This is a genomic window from Candidatus Bathyarchaeia archaeon (assembly GCA_041447175.1).
In the GTDB taxonomy this organism is placed as follows: domain Archaea; phylum Thermoproteota; class Bathyarchaeia; order Bathyarchaeales; family Bathycorpusculaceae; genus JADGNF01.
Map to the genome: position 1 here is coordinate 1,007,280 of CP166960.1, position 19,254 is coordinate 1,026,533.

Here is a 19,254-nt window from a genome sequence, read left to right on the forward strand (position 1 = left end):
TAAGAAATACATAAACCACGCTGCAAAACTTCAGAATTCCAGTGATGCCCGCAGGGTTGTTTAAAGGAAAAGAGCCATACGATATTCGTCAGTGAAGCGGTTTTTGTAGTGCATTTCTTTTTTTAGAACGCCTTCAATCTCAAAACCCGCCTTTTTGTACAGGTGAACGGCGCGGACGTTTTCAGTGTGTACGGTGAGGCAGACTTTGGTGAGGTTTCTTTTTTTGGCAAGCGTTATCATGTGGGTTAGAAGTGCGGTGCCGATGCCCTGATTCTGGTAGCTATCGTGGACTGTCAACCCTAAATCTGCCTTGTGCCCAAACGCCTCCTCCGAGTAGAACTTTAGCGAAGAAACCCCCACAATTCGCCAAGCACCAGCCTCTTTAACCACTGCAACAACCGCCAAAACGGCTTGAGGGTTTATGTTGCTTGTCCACCCTTCGATTCTTTCGCGGGGAAACGGCGGAACCAGATTTGAGATGCTTTCCTGCGAGAGGGTGGAGAACATTTGCCAGAGCATTTCTGTGTCATCGGCTTGTATGGGGCGAAAAAGCACGGTTTTTCCGTTTTTCGCAGTGAAATGAACACGACTGCTGCTTAGGCAAACCATAGGGACACCTTATGTGGAAGCTGGAAACAGAAAACGGATAAAAGGAACCCACAAACTCAGAAGTAAAGTAATCAAGAAGGGAAGGATGAATTACATCCAGTTTTGTCCAACTTTACGTTGGAGAACTACACGTTTTTCGTAGTTACGGCGAGTCCTGTTTTTAGGGCTCATTTTGGTCCTTTCATGACCTTCAATTTTTGGGGTTTGTGCGCGGACTTTTCCCGCTTTGGATAATGAACCGTGAGTTGGCATTTTATTCTACCTGTTGGCAAATAAAGAAAGGAGGTTCTTCTTAAACCTTTACCTATAAAACTGACGCACAACCCGACTTGTCTGCACCACAAGCAGAAACAGATTATAACTCAAAAAAAACGTGAACAGAAAAGTTCAGCATCAAAAACCATTAAAACCGCCAGCAACATATAAGTACAATAAAACACCGTTCCTTTTCGCTTCACTTAATCAATTCTCCGCAGAAGGTGAACACTCATGGAAAAAACCCAAATCAACACCCAAATTCTACGCAAAATAAACCAGCCCGAATGCTACTTCACAAACAACTTTAAAGGGTTCGAAAAAGTCGCCTCTGTCCGTCGGCTTTTCGGCGAAAAAACCGCCAAAATCCTTGAAAAAATCAAAGTGAAATTCACGCATGACACCATCTACATGCGGGTCACCGACCAAGGGCACCTGCTGATTAACCCCGACTACTTCCAAACAGGAAACCCCACCGACCTCTACTTGGATATAATCCATGAGTTGGTTCACGTAAAGCAGGTTTTTGATGGCAGGTCCTCCAACCCAAAAGTCAACTACGTCGAGCGACCTCTGGAAATTGAAGCTTATGGCATAACGGTTGATGAGGCAAAACGGCTTAACCTAACTGAGGAGCAGATTGTTAACTACTTGGAGTCGGAGCTGGTTCAAGGCGCCGACCTCACCAAGCTTTGTGCAACCCTTGACCTTGACCCAGACGTAAGCTCCTAACCGCCTCGCCAAATCTGGGCTCATTTTTTGGTTTTTGTTTGCTGAGCAGTGGGGGCGGCAAGTATTTATTTGTAAGAGTGGTTTTAGATGAAACCACTGCTGCCGCGTGCAGGGGTCGCCGAGCATGGTCAAAGGCGTAGGCTTCAGGAGCCTATCCTGTAGAGGTTCATGGGTTCAAATCCCATCCCCTGCACCACACCTTAAATCCCCTGCTGTTGGCACTGCCTTTTTGAAGCAGCGTTAAATTGAGTGAATTGGATGGGGTAAAATCTCCCAAAAAGTAGCCTCAATGTTTTTTTGTTGAACAATTAGTGGAACTATCGATTTCTGTAATATGCCCTTTTATGCGATTCAAAAGCAACGTTTTGAACGATGCCCCAATGGACAAAAATGAACAAACAACCAAAGAACAAATAAAAAACAAATTCATTGGAAGGCTGATAACCGAATTCTTAGATATTATAATCATGGCGCACTTCGAAAACGAGCCCTTCTGCGGATACAAAATTCTCCAGCACGTGCAACACTTATTTGGGGTTCGTTTAAGTTCAGGCACCGTCTACTCCACAATCTACGCCATGGAAAGAAAAAACCTCCTGTCAGGCGTAGGATTAAACGGCAAAAGAATCTACCGAGTCACTAACAAGGGCAAACTCTATTTATCAGCTGCCTTTTCACCAGAAGAAACCGCAGAGTTTATGGCAAAAGCAATGAACACACCATTAAGGGATAAAAAGGGTCAAACTAATGAAATGCCAAACTGAGCACACGGCAACCGACGATAAACAAAGAGTTTTTTCGCCAACCCAACTGCTTTTGGACCAGTTTTCTTTACCTTCAGGCGATGCTTTTTTCATAATATTTAGGAAAAAGAAGCGATTTTTGGCGAATATCAACATTATCTAGTGGAGTAGTTGAATTGGAGCAATGTATTTCGAAGAGTGACCAGTCTTAAACACTGTACTTCTTTTAATCGTTGTATGCCTCTTTATCAAGTTACTTAATTGAATTGAAAAGATTCAACAACGGGGTAACCATTTTCAAAATTACAAAAAAAATAAAAAAGGTTTAAGCAGCATCAGCCTTTACTGTTTTATCTAAAGGTTCCTTTTGTGTCTCGGCGCCCTTTGGCTGTTTGGTTTTTCTTCTCAGCTGCAAGCCCTCCGCCAAAAACAGAACCGTCGCGATGATATTGGTTACCGCTAGATATATTAGGTCTATGCTGGGTAATAATCCGTGTAGGAAGAACTGGCTTGCAATTATCACGAGTTCGGTGCCTACCACTCCTGAAAAAAAGAGGGAGTAGCACATCAGTCGGGGCACGAGGTTTCTGCCAATCCACAAGTGCCCACTGATGTTGACTTTTTCTTTGACTAGGTATTCGCCGTATCCGTTTTTTTGCAGTAGTCCGCATGCTTCGAGTTTTTGCAGGTGCCAGTATGCTACGCTGGGGCTGCTTAGATTTGCGCCGCGCATAACTTCGCGTGGACCTACGGGTTTGCCCTCTTTGACCGCGTAGCTGTAGACGTTGAGGGTTTTGCCTTCCAATGATTCAGCGTCTGCGTTGGTCATGAAGTTTAGCTCCTTGGCTGTATGGTTACTTCGCCGAACTGGTCTATTACAAACACTTTGTCTGCCATAGAAACGTTGTCGTATACGTAGCCGTCGCTGGTTTGCTCCCACTGAATCTGAAGTGTATTTTCTGCAATTGCATGGGTGTCTCTGGGTATTGAGCCGTTTATTTGGCTGCTAATTGCTGCATGGAAAAGTATGTCGCCTGTTAGCTGCTCAATTTTCTCTGAGTCATAGTATCTGTTTGGAATTTCGCGGTCATCAAAGATAGCGATTAGCCTTGACTCGTTAGGTGCCCAAAGTTGATTAAAGCCGTTGGGTGTTCCGCTGATACCGGTGATGCCGTGCGTCTCAATGCCTGACGGGAAGTCACTGCCTAGCATTTTTTGGTGTTGGAAGTAAGTTTCGGGTCCAGCAAATGTTGGGGGCCAATCACTTGGGCGTTCTACATCGATTCTGCCTGTGACATCAACCCATGTGCCGTTCATGTTCATGCGTGTGAAGTCCAATTCGCCGTTGGCGTATTCTTCGTAGACCATGACGCCTTCCATCCAGTAGCCTGTGCTGTTCTCTTCAAAAGGTCCATTCATGCTAAATTCTTGGTTGTTGGGTACCCACGTGATGTTGTAGTATTTGCCATCTACCCAAGCGTACTCAGCATCCCATCCGCGCCCGCTCCTTCCAGTGTCTTGTGCAGGTTTGTTGTAGTTCGGGGTTTTTGCATCGCATGCTACTCCGCTAATTTTTGCTGTTTCATTGCTGTTGTTGGTTATGTTCAGGACGGTAAAGTATGAGATACCCGTGAACCTATCAGGCTTTGTACTGGGGTTTATGCTAAAGTTGGCGTATAGCAGGTCAATGCTGATGTCTGCGTAGGGTCCTTTGGGTGGTTCGGGGTATTGTCTGATGGTTGAGAAGTCGATTTTTGACATTAGAAGTGGCGAAGCAGCAGTAACTCCCAGCGATATCGAAAGAATCGCGGCGATTAATAGTTTTGTTCCATATTGCATTTTGTTTTTCCTCGTTTACTCTTTTGGGTAAGTGCCTATTAGCTCTGGTCATAGAACGCCCACGTTCTACCTGTAGAACAACAATCAAACAAGAAACAACACAACCGACACGGGTAAAGAAAAAGGAGGAAAAGAGGTTAAGCACTTTGATTTTGATTAGGTTTCTCGTTGATGGAGTCATCTTTCAAAGCAGTGCCAGGCCTGTTTTTGCGGAACAGAAGTAGCCCTTCGGTTAAAAAGAGCCCTGCAGAGATGGCGGTGACTGGCACCAAATACAAAATGGCTAAGCTGGGTGCTCTTGCTTGTATGAAAAACTGAATCAGCAAAATTGCAAGTTCAACGCCGAGCATGCCAAAGAAAAAGAGGGAGTAGCACATCAGTCGGGGCACGAGGTTTCTGCCAATCCACAAGTGCCCACTAATGCTTGCTTTCTCTTGCACTATGTATGCTCCGTACACGTTTTTCTTAACTAAGCCAAGCGATTCAAGCTTTTGCAGTTGCCGGTATGCGGTGCTTGGGCTGCTGAGGTTAGCACCCCGCATAACTTCACGTGGACCCACAGGTTTGCCTTCTTTAACCACGTAGGCATAAACGCAAAGAGTGGTGCCTTCGAGGACTTCAGCATCCAAGTTTGTCATCTTGTTTAGCTCCGATCTGCAATGAAAACTTCTATGTCCCATGGGTCAGGCTGGAAAATCTGGTTCGCCTCAAGAACACCATTGTACACAAAGCCCTCGCCTTCTGGTTGCACTGGTATCTGCTGGATTACGTCGATAACTTTTGTGGTATCTGTCATGGTTCCGTTTACAACGCTGGCAGCGTCGGTCAAGCGCGATTGCCCCATAACGTGAACTGCTATGTTTCCGCTTTGAAGATACTGCACAACATCCGCGCTGTAGGCAAATACTGTACCGTTAAACATTATCAGCCTAGACTCATTCGGTGCCCAAGTGTTATTGAATTTGTCAGGTCCCGTGTAGACGGTGATGTGTTCCGAGTAGGGCGATGAGAGGTCAACGGTTATGTTTGCACCTGAAGGGTACATGGGTTTCACTGTTACCGTTGTTATGGTTGTGGTTACGGTTGTGCCGTTGCCAAAGTCTTCTGTTGAGCTGCGTGTGTTTGTTTCTGTGCTGTTCCAGTCTTCAGGCAAAGGTGCTTGAAACAGGTAACGACTGTTGGCGATAGCATGTCCACCTGAAGTCATAGTGCTAAACGGGTCTCCACGGTCAGGCACTTCAACCCTATCAGTGACATCCACCCAAGTTCCGTTGATGTACATGTACGTGTAAGCTAAAGTACCGTTGACGTATGTATCCGAGGTTTCAACACCTTCACGCCAGTAACCCTCATCAGGAAAAGCCGCATCACTTTCTATTCCCCACGGAACAGACGATGGATACTCGGGGTATCCAGGTATGTCGGGGTGCGGCGCAGTTGGAACATTTCCAGAGTTGGGTATCCAGGTAACGTTGACTATTTCCCCGTCAAGGATTGCATATCTGTGGCTGCCTCCAAAGCTTGAGACACCGTTTTCAACGAAGAAACCACCGCCTCGGGTGAAGCTTTCCGCAGATGAGGCTTCTAAGAAGTCCACTTTGACATATTCGTCCGAGAGGTTGGTGACGTTGACGACCATGTTGTAGTTGACGGTTGTGGGGTTTTCGTTGTGGTTCCAAGAGGGCACGGTCAGGGCGGGGTCGGCAGATTGGACGCTGAAGCTGGCGTAGACAACGTTTGCGGTGACTTCGGGTTTGGGTCCTTCAGGCAAGTAGGGGTAGGGCGCTAAGTTAAGTTCAGAGATCAGCAGTGGAGAGGCACATGCGATTCCTATGGACATCGAAAGGATTGCTGCGAAGAGTAGTTTTATTCCGTATTTCATGTGAGTTTCCTCAAGTCCTCTTGTGTGAATGTACCTATTAGCTCTGCTTACGGAACAAACCCGTTCCAGACTGGAACACCCCAAACATGCAGCGACAGCAATTTTCGAGCTAATAGAAAACGTACAGGTTTTAAGGTTGACACACAATGGGTATAGGAGAGGTGAAATATGCCATGGGATGGGGAAGCGCGGGTACACCGCCATGGGTCGACGAAAAAGCCATCGACCAAGAAAAACACCGACGCAAAGACAGCCAGCAAACAGCCAAAATAGAGGCGCTGGAAAAAGAAAACTCCGAACTTAAACAACGAATAAAAGAACTTGAAGATGAATTGAAAAAACTCAAAAAGTAGTCCATTAGAAGTTGGACTGTTTAGGTTTACCTAACCAGCGTTCCTTTTTTAAAGAGAACTTAATTTTTTGCTCATTACGTAGGCGTCTTCGCCGTCGCTGTAGTACCCTGAAATTGTCCGTGTAACCTCCAACCCAACGCCCTTGTACAGGTTCACGCCAGCCTCGTTGGTCACGCGCACCTCAAGATAAATCTGCTTGGCTTTGTAGGCGCACATGCCCTCCATGGCTGCATTCAGCAACGCCGAAGCAACTCCCTGACGCCTCGCCTTGGGCATAACCGCCAACGAAACCACATGCCCCTTGCGGATTAAGCCGCCTAACCCAAAATTACTCAAACCCACCTCAATACGGCACATGATGTAGCCGACGATACCTTTGCTCTCTTCGGCAACAATGAAGGTCTCGGGGAAACGTTCATGCAAATCCACAAAAAACATGTCAGTATAGTTCTCGGGCAGACACACGCGATTGATACGCATCACAGCTTGCAAGTCGCCACGTTCGAACTTTCGGAGCTTGAAGGTTTGCTGCATGTTGAATTTTCCTTCTGTAACCAATTTTCCATAGGGCACTTAAAGGTTACGTTTATTCGGTACTCGCCGTCTCTTCAGAGGAGGATGCTTTGACTTCAGGCAACGTATAATTGCCTTGCGGAATCGTCCAAACGCGCCCAGCTTTCCCAGCAATGTTGAAGGCTTCATTTAATGCGTCGTTTACCGCTCGGGCAGTCTTCAGCTTAAAGATGTTAATTGCATAATAGTCAGGCAACGAGGAAACCAGCACTATTTGGTGGTTCTGCAACGCTTTCATCAAGTAATATGCCTTGTGCCCGCCTAAGACAAAGTTCTTTTTGATTTCCCGCTCAACCGACTTCGCATCAGCAAAACGAACCATCCAATCATAAAACACTTGGTTTCCATGTCCCTCAGGGCATTCCGCAACCAAAATCACCACGCCCCCACGCTTAACAACCTCTAAAGCCCCATCAACAGCCTTGTATGCCTGATACAAATTAAGGTCAGCGGGTGTACCGCCACAACTCACAACCACAATATCAGCGCGGCGGTCAACAACAACACGGTACATTTCATCCACAACCCCAACACCCGCCGCAAAAACGGTTTCCAACTCGCCCGCAAAAGCCTTCACCACCTCACATTTACTGTTCGCAACCACATTAACCGCAAAATCCACCTTAGCAAGTTTTGCGGCTTCAGCCATGTCTTCATGAACAGGGTTGTCTGCTAACACGCCAGTACGGGCATTTGGGCTAAGCATAAGTGCATGGTTAAACTTTATGGTTTCTTCGCCTGCAACGGCGGGCAAAACGCTTTTTCTGCCTCCACCATACCCAGCGTAGTAGTGAAAACCCACATCACCCAGCAGTATCCGAACATCTGCCTCAGCAAAGGTGCGGTTAAGAAGAACCTTGTTACCTCGCTTAGTAGTGCCAATATAGACTAAGTCTTGGGCTCGGCAGTCGTGGCTCTCCGTTTTCACCCGCCCAAGTATCTCTTCGCCCAGAAGCATTTTGGCTTCCTCAGGTTTCACGGCGCGGTGGGTTCCACAGCCAAAAATCACCGTTACATTCTCATCCTTAACACCCGCCGAATTCAGCTCTGCGAGAACGGGCAAAAGCATGATTTCGCTGGGGGCTTTTCGTGTCGCGTCATCAACAACTATTGCAACTTTGCTTTCAGGCTTGACAATGATTTCGCAGAGACGTTTGCTGCCCGTGGGCACGGGCTCTTGAAGAGCACGTTCTACTTCGGCTCTGGCGTCGGGGCAGGCAGGCAACTCTTTAGGCTCAAGGGACCCCAAAAAATTGCGCGCTGGAACCCGAACGCAAACGTCGGTTTTCCCGTATGGAAGCCAAACATCAACCATGAAACATCCCGATTAATAAAAAGACGGAACGCGCATCTATTAAGCCTTGCCAGACAAACACAAGAAACGGCTTAAAAACGGCTACACCTGCGGATTTAGACGGCTGACTTTGCTTAAAATCTTAAGCCAAACATCACTTAGCTGGTCAGTTGGTTTGATGAAGAAAGGTTCATCGACAATGTTTAGCATGTCCCAATCGTTTGGACCATTGCCCACGCCGAAGGTTCGGGGCTTCCCAAAAGCTCTCTCGTAAAGTTGGGTCAGCATGGCTGCAGCTTTGCCTTTGTTGTTGTTACCCGTTAAGTGATAGTAGCGGTCACCTTTAGTTACGGACAACCCCGCTTGCTCGACAAGGTGAATCACCAATTCAGGGTCACCTTTAACGACCCGAAAAGGCTCATCATATTCTCTTTGCTTTGCTAAAGACGCCATCTTTAAGCTTAAACCACACTCCGCCGATAAGTCTTCAACACTCAAGTCTCCAAACCCAACAACCTCAACGTCAGCTTCAGCATTGACCATTTCCAAAATCTCTCTAAGCTTAGAATAAGGAGTGCCTAACTCAAGTACCTGAAAGGTAAGGGTTCGCCGAGAATAAGTGAAATCGAAAGGAAAATACTCGTCAGGGATGAAAATCGCGGCGCCGTTTTCAGAAATGAAAGGGTCACTAAGGTTTAAGGTTTTTTGGAAAAACTGGATTTCGGCGGAGGTTTTGCTGCTGCACAGCACCACGGGTACGTGTAGGGCTAAAAGCTGCTTGACAACGGGTCGGGTTTGTTCATACTCGTACTTGTCGTTTAGCAGCGTGCCGTCTAAATCGGTGAACACCACAGCTTTGGGGTTAGTGTTCAATGGCGGCATTCCTCAAGCGTTCTCTTGCATCAGGCATCGCAGAAATAGTCCGCAGCCAGTCAGGCAGCTGAGCGGTGGTGGGTTTTTCCAGATACTTTCTGCCTTCAGTGATGATAACTTGAGAGAGAGAATCTACGTTGGTTTCTTCTTCATGACGGTCATACTCCAAAGAGTTGCATAATGCATCCGCATTGTATTGACGTATGCGGTCCTGGGCAAACCTACGATACGTAACTTCAAGACTAACCAGAAAAGACTCTGAGATGTTAATCCCCTCGGTTTCCGTCAGTGTCCGCAGCAAAGTAACAAAGCCGTCACCAGCAGTTTTAAGTAAAGATTCGGGACTCAGCGGCTTGTGAATATGATCAAAGAAGCCCAAGTCCACTTCGCAGATGCGTTTGTTTGAAACGTTACGGTAAAGTTCAGCCAGCATCCCTAATTCTAAGCCCCAGTCACTGGGTATCCTAAGGTTTAAGGCTAAATCGCTTAAAATGGCAATTTCACCAGACAACGTGTAACTGAAGCATTTAAGGTACCGTAGGAAAGTGGAGCGGTGGTCCAGCTTCTTTTGGAGGGCATCAATCACGGGGTTAATGAATAGTCGGCAGACGCGCCCGTACATTTTTTTGTTTTCCAGATTAATACGAGCATAGTAGCCCTTTGAGAAGGAAAAATCAAGTTTTGGCTCCACAATAGTGTACAACAGTTTAGTTGGTATTAACCCAGAATAGTTGGCTATGTCAGCATCGTGAAGGGCTAAGGCGTAAAGCTCCAAGGAAGCTATACCTGTGGCAATCCAGAGGTCTTTACCTTTACCTTTTGAAGCAGTAATATCAAGCCCTTTACGTTTAAGTTCCTCCACAATAACTTGCACTTCAGGCTTGTTACACCAAATTATCTCGCAGGGAATTTCGAACCGGTGGGACATCTGCATTGCTTTATCGTAGTCGTCGTCGTTGACTGTGGAAAGGGCGATGAAGACTTTTTTCAGGTACTGACATTCGTTAAGACCGTTGATTATTTGAGTGAAGCTTGGGTTTTTGAAGGCATCCCCCAATATGGGAATTATCACGCCTGATGGATGTTTCTCTCGAAGACTGCTCAGCCTCGTCTGCATGGTGTTAAAGTCCATACTGAAGTCGTGAATACGCGTGATTCTATCTTGGTCAAAATCCATAACAACATCCCCGCTTGCGCGTTAAACGTGGAAACGGTTAGCGGTATTTATAACTTTTCGCAGTCTTTATTTATAAACGTCCCATCTCAAAGCCTAACCCTCAAAGGCAAAACAGGAACCCTAAAATAAAGGCGTACAAAGCATTCTGTTGAACTTTCAGGTACAGAGTTTCAAAAGACAATATTTATATGGAAATGCCAATGCAACTCTGATGAAACAACCAAACATTAACGCCAAAAGGGAGAAAAACGTTCATGGCAGAAATTGCTACTAGCGAATTAATCTTCAACATTGTAGTCATAGCTGTCTCTCTGGTTGTTTTAAACTGGGCAAGCAACACCACAATTAACAACGCACTTCGGGTTTCGTCCATAACAAAACTGGGAAAAACCTCCGTTGGCTTCACATTAATCTCTTTATCAACAACGTTACCCGAACTCACAGTCGCCCTCACTGCAGCCTTTTCAGGCGGTGCAGGTCTCTCATTCGGAAACGCGTTGGGTTCAAACATTTTCAACATATCCGCAATCATCGGTATAGCTGCAATACTCATGTACATCAAGCATATACGGGTCCCGAAAAGCTCCAGAAGCGCCTCAGGTATTAACGTGATTCCCTCACTTGCCAAGGCTGACCTAAACACAATTTACTTTGGGCTTCTGGTTTCATCCTTGATTCCGATGGTGCTCATCTACATTTCCACAGCCTCTTGGATAGTCGGCTTGATTTTGCTGTTCATATTTGCTGCCTACATCTTCAAGTTAACTCAGGTCCGAATCCCCTCAGAGCAAACCGAAGAAGTACCTTTAGAGGAGAAAAAGAAACTAAAACGGTACATAGTCCTCACCATAATCGGAGCGCTAGGCGTCGTGGTTAGCGCCAATTTCCTAGTGGATTCAGCCATCGTCATCGCATCATCCTTTGGAGTCCCTCAAACAGTTATAGGGGCAACCATAATTGCGTTTGGCACAAGCCTGCCTGAACTGACCATAGGCGTGAAGTCTGTTCTGAAAGGACACGCAGGGCTTGCATTTGGCAACATCATAGGCGCCAGTTTCTTCAACACAACACTGATTCTTGGTGTCACCTTCTTTGTGCCGTACCTTGTAGGCACCGAGTTAGTGTTGAACATGGTTGTCTTCCGAAACATAGTCACATTCTCGATAATCATTAACATGTTCTTCTGGTATTTCCTCTCACAAGGCAAAATCAGCTTAAAAGAGGGCGCTCTATTTCTGGGGTTGTACGCACTTTTCCTGTTCACAACAATCGTGCAGGTTTAAACCCGTTCTAAACTCATTTTTGGGCAGGTAATTATTCGCCAGTACAGCAACTTCTTTAAACGCAGCAAACAATAATACTACCTCTGAGGATACTACTAATGCCCGTTGATAAGGTTCCGGAAAAAAACAGCATCATATTCGTATGTATTAACAATTATTCGGGCGTACTCCTGAAGACCCCGTCAAAAACTGTACTCATTGACCCCGTGGACGTGAAAACAAAAAATTTTCCCCAACTAGACGCAATTCTGATAACCCACGAACACTACGACCACTTGGACCAGCGGCTAATTGCAGAAATCCAGAAAAACACTGGATGCAAAGTCATCGCTGATGCAACATCAGCCAAAAAACTCAAACTGTTAGTCCCCCCCGAAAGCCTCATAAAAACTCAAGCCGGCGACAAAAACATGCTCGGCGAAGTTAGGATTGAAACGGAAAACTGCAAACACCAAGCAGCCACCCCCGTCACTTATATAATAACCAGTGAGGACGACTTGAAAGTTTGGCACACCGCGGATAGCATGCCTTTTCCAGAGATGGCCAAAATCGGCTTAAAAGATGACTTGGATGTTGTTTTCTGCACTGTAGGGATTGCATTGGGAGCTTCAGCAGAAAAAGGAAGCGAAATCGCGTGGTTAACCAAGCCCAAAGTGGCAGTTCCCTACCATAGCAGCTCAGTCGAAAGCCAAAGAAAGTTTGCCCAAATCCTACGTAAAGAACTCCCAAAAACCACCTGTGTCGTTCCGGAAGTAAACAAGATTTATCAGGTCTCCCGAGGAGAGAAAAAATCTTGAACACCCCTGAACAGAAAAAAATTGAAATCGCAAAAATCCTAACTAACAGTGACGCCCTAAAATTTGGGTTATTCAAGCTCACAAACGGAAAAGTCAGCCCCTACTACATTGACCTACGCATATTGCCCAGTTTCCCAGACGCCTTCAGAGACATCTGCGACTTCTATGGTGAAACCATAACTAAACAGGTCGGAGTGAAAAAATTCGACCGCATTTCAGGTGTTCCCATTGCAGGCATACCGTTTGCCTCACAAGTTGCTTACAACTTAAGGAAGCCGTTTTTATATGTCCGAAAAGGCGCTCGCCTGCACGGCAGAGAACGACGCGTAGAAGGAATTTTAGTATCAGGAGACCGGGTCTTACTCTTAGACGATTTACTGACAACTGGTTTGACACTGAAAGCGGCGGCTGACGCGGTGCGGGCTGAAGGCGGAGTGGTTACGGAGGCGGTAGTCTTTCTGGACAGGGAAGAAGGGGGACAAGAAATGTTAGAACAAAACGGCATCAAGCTTCATGCAATGCTCAAAATAACTGATGTTGCAAACACATTGTATGATTTAGGGGCATTAGACGAAGAAAGTCTAAAGACCATCCTGAAACAGGTAAAAAAGAAAAAGCCTGCTGAAAAGGCTTAGTCGTCGTAAAATATAAGCAGCTTGTTTTCCAGCAGCAGATGCAACTGGTCTACGGCTACGTAAACATCTTCTTCCTTTTTAGCACCAGTACATACAAGTTTCCCGCTGGCAAACAGCAAAATTACAACTTTAGGGTCAGCCATACGGTAAATTAAGCCTGGAAACTGTTCAGGCTCATACATCGTTCTTCCAAGCGTGAAGGCAGCTTTTTCCAAGTCAATCATTCCGCCAAGACTAGCGGAGGCAACAATGTTTTGAATTTTAAGTTCAGGTTTGCTGATGATTATAATGCCGCCTTTTTTCAGTTCTTTCACAACTTTCATAACAGCGCGTCGTGCTTCTTTTTCACTCTTCGCGCCTGTACAAACCATCTTTCCCGAATTAAAAATCAAAGTGGCGGTCTTTGGACGTTTAAGCCTAAAAACTAATCCTGGGAACTGTTCTGGACGATATTCCACACCAGGGTAGCCTTTGACAACAGCGTTGAGGTCAACTTTCTGGTTTAGCGTAGCTGATGCAACGACGTTTTCGATGGTTATTACAGGTTTGTTCTTGGGCATTATAAGCACTTCTGGCTAGTAACCTTCCTATTAAAGGGCACTGTTTATAAATACATCTGCACAAGTTTGTCTGTTTTTTTCTGTTCAACAATAACAGCAGTTCTTCGCTTCAAAGCAGGAACAACGAATTCAACAAGTAGGATGATTAAAAGTAGAAAACCAATTATGGGTAAAGCAACATACCGGTTGTCCACCCCCACGACATCATGCATAAACATAGCAAGGCGCCCCAACCACGGCACCCGCATAACAAGTTTGCCGACAACTAAGTCTTGGCTAACTGCCCCCTGCGGAATACTTGCGTTACTACTGTACCAAGGGTCATACTCGTAGGGTTTAGCGGTTTCTGGCCAGTAATGTGACGGGTTACCATCCCCTTTGGTGAAGAAATAAAGTTTGCCGTTTATAGTCGTGCTCGCAACGATTCGGTGAACGATAAGTTCATCTGGGTTGTCAGGTCGATGAAAAACAATGATGTCACTGTCAGGATACTGCGTCTTGAGCTCATTGGGAGCTACACCCTGAATTACAATTATATCCCCAACCTGCAAAGTTCTATCAAAAGGACGAAGCCAACCGTCACGTGAGCCGTCAGCATAAGGGATGCTCATGCTTCCACTTACAACAGCCAATGCAGGGGGAATCTCGGTGTTAAAAACGATTTGTGAACCAAACCATAGGCCAAAAACAATACCGACCGTGACTAAAACAACCACAACTGTTTGAAAATAGTTATTTTGCAAGAGGTTTTTAGTTGAATGACGCAGTTTTTGGCTTTCACTCATTAATGAATCCTGTTTCAGTTATAATCAGATGTTTTAATACTTTACCACTGACCGCTGCGGCACTAAATCACGGCTTCATCGTCTGCAACTCACTTTGACTCTGCTTGTTGCGTTTAAGCAGAGGAAACACGAATTCACTCACTATCAGCAGTACGATGAGGATAACAATTAAGGGGATAACTATCGTGTTGTTTGCGCCCGTACTCTGCATCATAATGGCTACCCAACCTATCCAAGGTACGCGCAGAATCACTTTTCCAACGACCATGTCTTGAGGAACAGGACTCCAAGGGTCATACTCGGAAGGCGAAATGGGGTCAGGCCACTTGTTCCAGCCGTTTCCGTCACCTTTGGTGTAAAAAGCCAATTCGCCATCAACTTGAGTTGGCGCCGCGATACGGTGAACAATTAATTCATTGGGTTTTTGTGGATTATGATACACTATTACATCGCTGTTTGGGTAGTCCGTAAGGAGGTCTTGAGGATTTATTGGTTGGATAAGAAGTATGTCGCCTACATGGAGGGTTCGGTCAAAGGGGTGTGTCCAGCCATCGCAGAGACCGCCATAGGGGATGCACATGCTTCCTGATGGAACAACGGCAACATATCCTGCCTGCTCAACTAAGTAGAAGCCGCCTACTGCCGTAGCAACCAAAGCTATGAGTATAACTGTTTGAACGTTGCCGTCTTTTAGGGCTTTTTTGATGCGGGCAGTCACGTTACTTCATCCATTAGGGGGCTAAGGTTAACTTGATGTAGTGATTGGAGCTTTAATACTTACCCGTAACGGGAGAACTAAGGTTTACAAAAAGAAAGGTTGGAAGCGATTGTTGTTAGCGTCAGGCTACCGTGGCTAAATTTTCTTTTTGCTTAGAACTTCGCGGAAGGTAGCGTGGCACTTGGGGCATTCGAAGAGCCCGATTTCTAGTTGCATGCGTTTGCCGGCTTTGTCTGGTCTTCCAGCCATTTTCCAAGTTTTCTTTGGTTTGGAAACGTCGGCTCCGCATTTGGGACATTTTGCCATGTTTTTTCCTCCAAATAATACGTTATCTATTCATGGTTTCGCATGACGAGAGATAAAAAACTTGCCCTTACGTTCCCATAGAAAACGCATATCGAAACATCAAAAATTAACACTTTGATGTCAAAAACTATTGAATGGGCAAAAAAAGCCACAAGCATGCTATAGACAAAATGCGCTCAACAAGCCACCACCAACAAACAGAAACGCCTCCACAAAAACAGCCAAACGTTAAACATAAACAAACAGAGTATTCACTGAGGCACAAAAATGAAAAAAATTATTGCTTGTGATAAAGGTAAATCGTGTGAGACGGATACCCTAACGAAGGGTTCTCCACGAAATTATCAACCTTCACGGGCTTCCAGCCAACAACCTCATAGTCGTGGCTCACAACCCGAACACCTTTTTTCAGTTCCGCTTCCATTTTCGGCTTAACCTTCTCGTTAGCACTGGTCGTCAAATAAAGGTAAACCACATCCGCTGAGGTCAAATCAACCTTGAACATGTCCCCGTTCACTATTGTTACGCGGTCACTTAAGCCATTGTCATGAATCACGTTTACTGCACGTTTAGCCAAATCTTCCCGCATTTCAACGCCCACAGCTTTAGCCCCAAAAGTTTTCGCCGCCATAATTACTGCTCGTCCGTCGCCAGAGCCTAAATCAAAAAGAATTTCGCCTGGCTTCAAATTGGCAAGTTCAAGCATATGCTGCACCACAGGCATTGGACTTGGAACGAAGGGTGCAATAAACATTCAGTTACCTCCATGTTGATTTTGAGATTGCATATCTAAGTCACGTAAGCATCTTTTTTCTGGGTGGTTCTTCTTGCTTCACCACATTTGACGCAGCTTTGCGCACATAGTTCAAGGTACTTTGCTTCATCTCCAGAACCGACGGCTTCGGCGGCTTTCTGGCATAAACCGCTGGGTTCGTCGCACCCTTCCTCTTTGCATAAGCCCGAGATGTATTGGCAAATTTCTTGGACATCTTTGGGCTCTAACACTGCGCGGTTAGTTCTAACCAGAAGACACAATTCCCGTGCCATTACACAGGTTTTCACATACTTGACCCGGTCTAAAACTTCTTCTCGGAGTTTTTTTCGGCTAATCTCCACTTTAACGTCTCCTTAGTCGATATTGCGCTCAGTTGAATAATAGTTTTTCCACTTAAAAGCTTGTTGTATACAATGGATAAAATCGACTAGTTCCTGTCAAAAAAGTGCATGCGTGCTCAACACGGCTATTTTAGACTGCTGCGTAACAGATAAAGCATTGCCAGAAAAGTGAACCTTTCAATGAACCAAAGCACGACAAATTTTATAGGACAACACAGCAAAATAAAGACTGGGTGTAAGTTATGAAGAAAACTGACTCAGTCAGGGCATGTAGGGAACAGGGTTGTTCATGGATCAATATACAGTATAGGAGTGTTTTCATTGCTATGCCCCATAGAAATGAGGGGTTACAATGAGCAAGCCTGAGAACGCCGTATTTGAAACACCGATTTTAGTCTTACTTATCCTCACTAAAGGTGCTGAATCAAGAAGGAACATTTTGGTTACTCTGCTTTCTGGTCCCAAAAACTGTAATCGCATAGCAAAAGAAGTTCATTTGGACTGGTGGACTGTCCAAAAACATCTTCGCCATCTAAAGAAAGAAAACTTGGTAAAAAGGTCAGAGTTTGGAAATTCAAAGTTCTATAGCCTTTCACCCAAAGGTGAAGTTATTATACGAACATTTTTGCAAAGATGCACGGACCCGAAAAAGATACCCTAACACGTTTACTTCGTCCCAAAAGCTAAAAAAAAGATAACCTTGTGCAGTGTAAAAGCTATTTTGGAGCTAAACTCAGCTTCAAGGTTAAAAACAGTCAGTAACCGTTTCGACATAACAAGAGTGGCGACAAATGAACAAAGCCGTAAATTCTCTGCTCTTTTCAGAAATAAAAAAGAAAGTAGTGTGTGCAGGGTTACGTATAAGGCATGTAATTCCGTCGTTTGCCTATAGTGTACCCCACTAATCCCCCAATAGTGGTAGGTATAACAACTAAGAGGATGATTGATAGAACTGGCCCAAGAGCACTGAAGGGGTAAGTCATGCCTGTAACTAAAAGAATGAAAACCACCGAAAACATAGTTAGGGAGAAGCCAAGTAAAGCACCAGCGCCAATGAAGGCAATTTTGTTAATAATATGCAGAGCTTGCGTGTGCCGATATTTTGTCTGAATATGCCAGACTGCATAAACAAGAGGAACAGTTACAATGGTTACGAGAACACCACCAAAAAAGATGGATAAGTCGATATATGATAAGATGAATAAGGCAACCTGTACGACTATAAGAACGGTATAGACTATAAAAAGCAGAGGCAAAAATTGCCTCCACGACTTGGACCCTTTTTCTGCCTCGCAGTTCATCCTAGTATGTTACCTCCTATGCACTTTTATTTTTTGCGATAAGGCTATGGACAGAGACCAGCTGCGGCACAGGCTATGGCGGCGCTAAACTCTAGTACAAGGTAGTAGTAAACAAGTGTAGCACAGTAGGCACATATTGGTGGAAACAGAAAACATATGCCGATACAGCCCATTGTGAGAAGAGGAAGCGCAACTTGACATAGTGTGCATTCGGGTTCGGGGTCTATCAATACTGCTAAATTGTTAAGGATTTCTTTATCGTATTGTGGCAGTTGTTCTTGCACTATTCTAGAAAAGCGGCTAAGTTCCGTAGCCATTAGCTGATAGTTTTGACCAAGCTGCTCGAGTTTTGCTTCGTTGTTCTTCTGTCCCTCTTTAATGTAAGCTTGGCCTATCTTTGTAGCTACTTCATCAAGTGTGTTATACAACTGTGATAACGTGACAGTAGAGTTAATTTCTGCGAGGTCCAGAGAGAGGATTTTAGATGCTTCAACTGGTACGAAGTTTACGATAGTAACGGAGCTGTTGTAAGTCTTTGCGTCCAGCGGTGTGAGATTAGTAGCTATTGTAAAATTGTATTCCGCATGTTGGAGCAAATAATCAAGGCTGTAATACTGTAGCGACGCCACGTTACTAGTGATTGTAATCATGGAGAAATTTGCCGCTTCGCTCACACCATTAGTATTGTTGCTATAATGCCACAATACACTTTCAGTGATTGTAAACTCAAGCAATGTTCCGTTGAGTTCATACGTTACCATAGTTACTGTGTAATCTGCTCCCTCATACAGGGGGGTAATCTGAATGTTAGTTATTTCACTGGCGTCTTGGCACCCTTGACTTGTTTTGCATAAGACACAGTCCGTTAGCATTAACAAAGGTTCCATTTCAATATTAACTCCGTTTTCGCCAGTTGTGTCCACGGCTACATTGTGAGATGTAATGTAAGCTGGGTATTCAGCTTGTATCCACGCTGTTATTCCGCCAATCATGTTGTAGACGCCGTCGAAGCCCTGATCTGTAAGGATTTTAGATGCTATCGCGCTTCTTCCACCAGACCCACAATAAACAATTATTTTGGCGTCCATATCAAGCTCATTTGTTCGTATTTCAAGTTCATCAAGAGGGATTGAAATGGCCCCGTACAAATGGTTAAGGTTGTATTCATTTTCATTCCTAACGTCTAAAATGATGATTGAGCCTCTTGTAGATTGATGCTTAATCATATCGTAGGCTTGTTGTACAGTGATGTCTTGGGAGTCGACCAGTTTAGGCGTTGCGAGAGCAGGTTGTACTAATACCAGCATCGAAAGCATTAGAGCTGATAACAGTACGGCGGTAACCAATTTTCTAAACTCCATAATTTTTAACATTTTTCTCAGCCCTTTTCTACCGGTGATTTATAGCTCTCTGCAAACTGTTA

At 45.0% G+C, this 19,254-nt stretch carries 25 protein-coding genes and 1 tRNA gene; 8 read left to right on the plus strand and 18 right to left on the minus strand.

The annotated features are described in order from the left end of the window. Positions 1–60: 60 nt before the first annotated feature. On the minus strand, positions 61–609 hold the full coding sequence (locus ACBZ72_05300) for a GNAT family N-acetyltransferase (GenBank protein XES78291.1): 549 nt from the start codon (positions 607–609) through the stop codon (positions 61–63). A 90-nt stretch (positions 610–699) separates the two neighbouring features. Continuing rightward, positions 700–861, minus strand: a complete 162-nt coding sequence (locus ACBZ72_05305) for a 30S ribosomal protein S30e (GenBank protein ID XES78292.1) — start codon at positions 859–861, stop codon at positions 700–702. 237 nt (positions 862–1,098) lie between these two features. On the opposite strand from ACBZ72_05305, the gene ACBZ72_05310 reads away from it, so the two are divergent. The 3 genes from ACBZ72_05310 to ACBZ72_05320 all read left to right on the plus strand — a co-directional run bounded on the left by ACBZ72_05310 (position 1,099) and on the right by ACBZ72_05320 (position 2,360). Beyond that, on the plus strand, positions 1,099–1,596 hold the full coding sequence (locus tag ACBZ72_05310) for a hypothetical protein (GenBank protein ID XES78293.1): 498 nt from the start codon (positions 1,099–1,101) through the stop codon (positions 1,594–1,596). A gap of 108 nt (positions 1,597–1,704) precedes the next feature. After that, positions 1,705–1,792: transfer RNA gene (locus ACBZ72_05315), tRNA-Leu, on the plus strand. Between the two features lie 184 nt (positions 1,793–1,976). Next, entirely contained in the window at positions 1,977–2,360 is a 384-nt protein-coding gene (locus ACBZ72_05320) for a PadR family transcriptional regulator (protein XES78294.1), read from the plus strand. Between the two features lie 304 nt (positions 2,361–2,664). Here the strand turns inward: ACBZ72_05320 and ACBZ72_05325 are convergent, their stop codons facing one another. The 4 genes from ACBZ72_05325 to ACBZ72_05340 form a co-directional block, all read right to left on the minus strand. Next, positions 2,665–3,168 carry a hypothetical protein gene (locus ACBZ72_05325; protein XES78295.1) on the minus strand — a complete coding sequence of 168 codons (504 nt, stop codon included), beginning with the start codon at positions 3,166–3,168 and terminating at the stop codon, positions 2,665–2,667. 5 nt (positions 3,169–3,173) lie between these two features. Continuing rightward, positions 3,174–4,178 carry a hypothetical protein gene (locus ACBZ72_05330; GenBank protein XES78296.1) on the minus strand — a complete coding sequence of 335 codons (1,005 nt, stop codon included), beginning with the start codon at positions 4,176–4,178 and terminating at the stop codon, positions 3,174–3,176. Between the two features lie 137 nt (positions 4,179–4,315). Beyond that, complete coding sequence (locus ACBZ72_05335; GenBank protein ID XES78297.1) at positions 4,316–4,816, minus strand: hypothetical protein; 501 nt, start codon at positions 4,814–4,816, stop codon at positions 4,316–4,318. Positions 4,817–4,821: 5 nt separating this feature from the next. Continuing rightward, positions 4,822–6,060 carry a hypothetical protein gene (locus ACBZ72_05340; protein XES78298.1) on the minus strand — a complete coding sequence of 413 codons (1,239 nt, stop codon included), beginning with the start codon at positions 6,058–6,060 and terminating at the stop codon, positions 4,822–4,824. A 173-nt stretch (positions 6,061–6,233) separates the two neighbouring features. Here ACBZ72_05340 and ACBZ72_05345 point away from each other — a divergent pair, with 173 nt between their 5' ends. After that, entirely contained in the window at positions 6,234–6,413 is a 180-nt protein-coding gene (locus tag ACBZ72_05345; GenBank protein XES78299.1) for a hypothetical protein, read from the plus strand. A gap of 48 nt (positions 6,414–6,461) precedes the next feature. On the opposite strand, the gene ACBZ72_05350 is transcribed toward ACBZ72_05345, so the two are convergent. The 4 genes from ACBZ72_05350 to ACBZ72_05365 form a co-directional block, all read right to left on the minus strand. Further along, positions 6,462–6,947: a GNAT family N-acetyltransferase gene (locus tag ACBZ72_05350; protein XES78300.1), complete on the minus strand. Its 486-nt coding sequence runs from the start codon at positions 6,945–6,947 to the stop codon at positions 6,462–6,464. A gap of 52 nt (positions 6,948–6,999) precedes the next feature. Continuing rightward, positions 7,000–8,301 carry a nickel-dependent lactate racemase gene (larA, locus tag ACBZ72_05355; protein XES78301.1) on the minus strand — a complete coding sequence of 434 codons (1,302 nt, stop codon included), beginning with the start codon at positions 8,299–8,301 and terminating at the stop codon, positions 7,000–7,002. A gap of 81 nt (positions 8,302–8,382) precedes the next feature. Next, positions 8,383–9,153 carry an HAD-IIB family hydrolase gene (locus tag ACBZ72_05360; protein ID XES78302.1) on the minus strand — a complete coding sequence of 257 codons (771 nt, stop codon included), beginning with the start codon at positions 9,151–9,153 and terminating at the stop codon, positions 8,383–8,385. After that, positions 9,143–10,330, minus strand: coding sequence for a glucosyl-3-phosphoglycerate synthase (locus ACBZ72_05365; GenBank protein XES78303.1), 1,188 nt, complete (start codon positions 10,328–10,330; stop codon positions 9,143–9,145). Before ACBZ72_05365 ends, ACBZ72_05360 begins: the two co-directional genes overlap by 11 nt. A 254-nt stretch (positions 10,331–10,584) precedes the next feature. Here ACBZ72_05365 and ACBZ72_05370 point away from each other — a divergent pair, with 254 nt between their 5' ends. The 3 genes from ACBZ72_05370 to pyrE all read left to right on the plus strand — a co-directional run bounded on the left by ACBZ72_05370 (position 10,585) and on the right by pyrE (position 13,045). Further along, complete coding sequence (locus ACBZ72_05370) at positions 10,585–11,613, plus strand: sodium:calcium antiporter (GenBank protein XES78304.1); 1,029 nt, start codon at positions 10,585–10,587, stop codon at positions 11,611–11,613. Between the two features lie 98 nt (positions 11,614–11,711). After that, positions 11,712–12,410, plus strand: coding sequence for an MBL fold metallo-hydrolase (locus ACBZ72_05375; protein XES78305.1), 699 nt, complete (start codon positions 11,712–11,714; stop codon positions 12,408–12,410). Beyond that, entirely contained in the window at positions 12,407–13,045 is a 639-nt protein-coding gene (pyrE, locus tag ACBZ72_05380; protein XES78306.1) for an orotate phosphoribosyltransferase, read from the plus strand. Before ACBZ72_05375 ends, pyrE begins: the two co-directional genes overlap by 4 nt. Here the strand turns inward: pyrE and ACBZ72_05385 are convergent. From ACBZ72_05385 to ACBZ72_05410, 6 genes are all read right to left on the minus strand, one after another. Then, positions 13,042–13,605 (minus strand): TATA-box-binding protein, encoded by a 564-nt coding sequence (locus ACBZ72_05385; protein XES78307.1) that lies wholly within the window; start codon positions 13,603–13,605, stop codon positions 13,042–13,044. The two genes, pyrE and ACBZ72_05385, sit on opposite strands and share 4 nt — an antisense overlap. A gap of 44 nt (positions 13,606–13,649) precedes the next feature. Next, positions 13,650–14,390, minus strand: coding sequence for a hypothetical protein (locus tag ACBZ72_05390; protein XES78308.1), 741 nt, complete (start codon positions 14,388–14,390; stop codon positions 13,650–13,652). Positions 14,391–14,457: 67 nt separating this feature from the next. Continuing rightward, positions 14,458–15,108 carry a signal peptidase I gene (locus ACBZ72_05395; protein XES78309.1) on the minus strand — a complete coding sequence of 217 codons (651 nt, stop codon included), beginning with the start codon at positions 15,106–15,108 and terminating at the stop codon, positions 14,458–14,460. A gap of 135 nt (positions 15,109–15,243) precedes the next feature. Beyond that, positions 15,244–15,414 carry a chorismate-binding protein gene (locus tag ACBZ72_05400; GenBank protein XES78310.1) on the minus strand — a complete coding sequence of 57 codons (171 nt, stop codon included), beginning with the start codon at positions 15,412–15,414 and terminating at the stop codon, positions 15,244–15,246. A gap of 277 nt (positions 15,415–15,691) precedes the next feature. After that, positions 15,692–16,168: a cyclopropane-fatty-acyl-phospholipid synthase family protein gene (locus ACBZ72_05405; GenBank protein XES78311.1), complete on the minus strand. Its 477-nt coding sequence runs from the start codon at positions 16,166–16,168 to the stop codon at positions 15,692–15,694. A 35-nt stretch (positions 16,169–16,203) separates the two neighbouring features. Beyond that, complete coding sequence (locus ACBZ72_05410; GenBank protein ID XES78312.1) at positions 16,204–16,530, minus strand: hypothetical protein; 327 nt, start codon at positions 16,528–16,530, stop codon at positions 16,204–16,206. A gap of 352 nt (positions 16,531–16,882) precedes the next feature. On the opposite strand from ACBZ72_05410, the gene ACBZ72_05415 reads away from it, so the two are divergent. Next, positions 16,883–17,191, plus strand: coding sequence for a winged helix-turn-helix domain-containing protein (locus ACBZ72_05415; GenBank protein XES78313.1), 309 nt, complete (start codon positions 16,883–16,885; stop codon positions 17,189–17,191). A 193-nt stretch (positions 17,192–17,384) separates the two neighbouring features. Here ACBZ72_05415 and ACBZ72_05420 read toward each other — a convergent pair whose 3' ends face one another. Then, positions 17,385–17,786, minus strand: a complete 402-nt coding sequence (locus tag ACBZ72_05420) for a hypothetical protein (protein XES78314.1) — start codon at positions 17,784–17,786, stop codon at positions 17,385–17,387. 89 nt (positions 17,787–17,875) lie between these two features. Then, positions 17,876–19,204: a rhodanese-like domain-containing protein gene (locus ACBZ72_05425; GenBank protein XES78315.1), complete on the minus strand. Its 1,329-nt coding sequence runs from the start codon at positions 19,202–19,204 to the stop codon at positions 17,876–17,878. Positions 19,205–19,254: the final 50 nt, after the last annotated feature.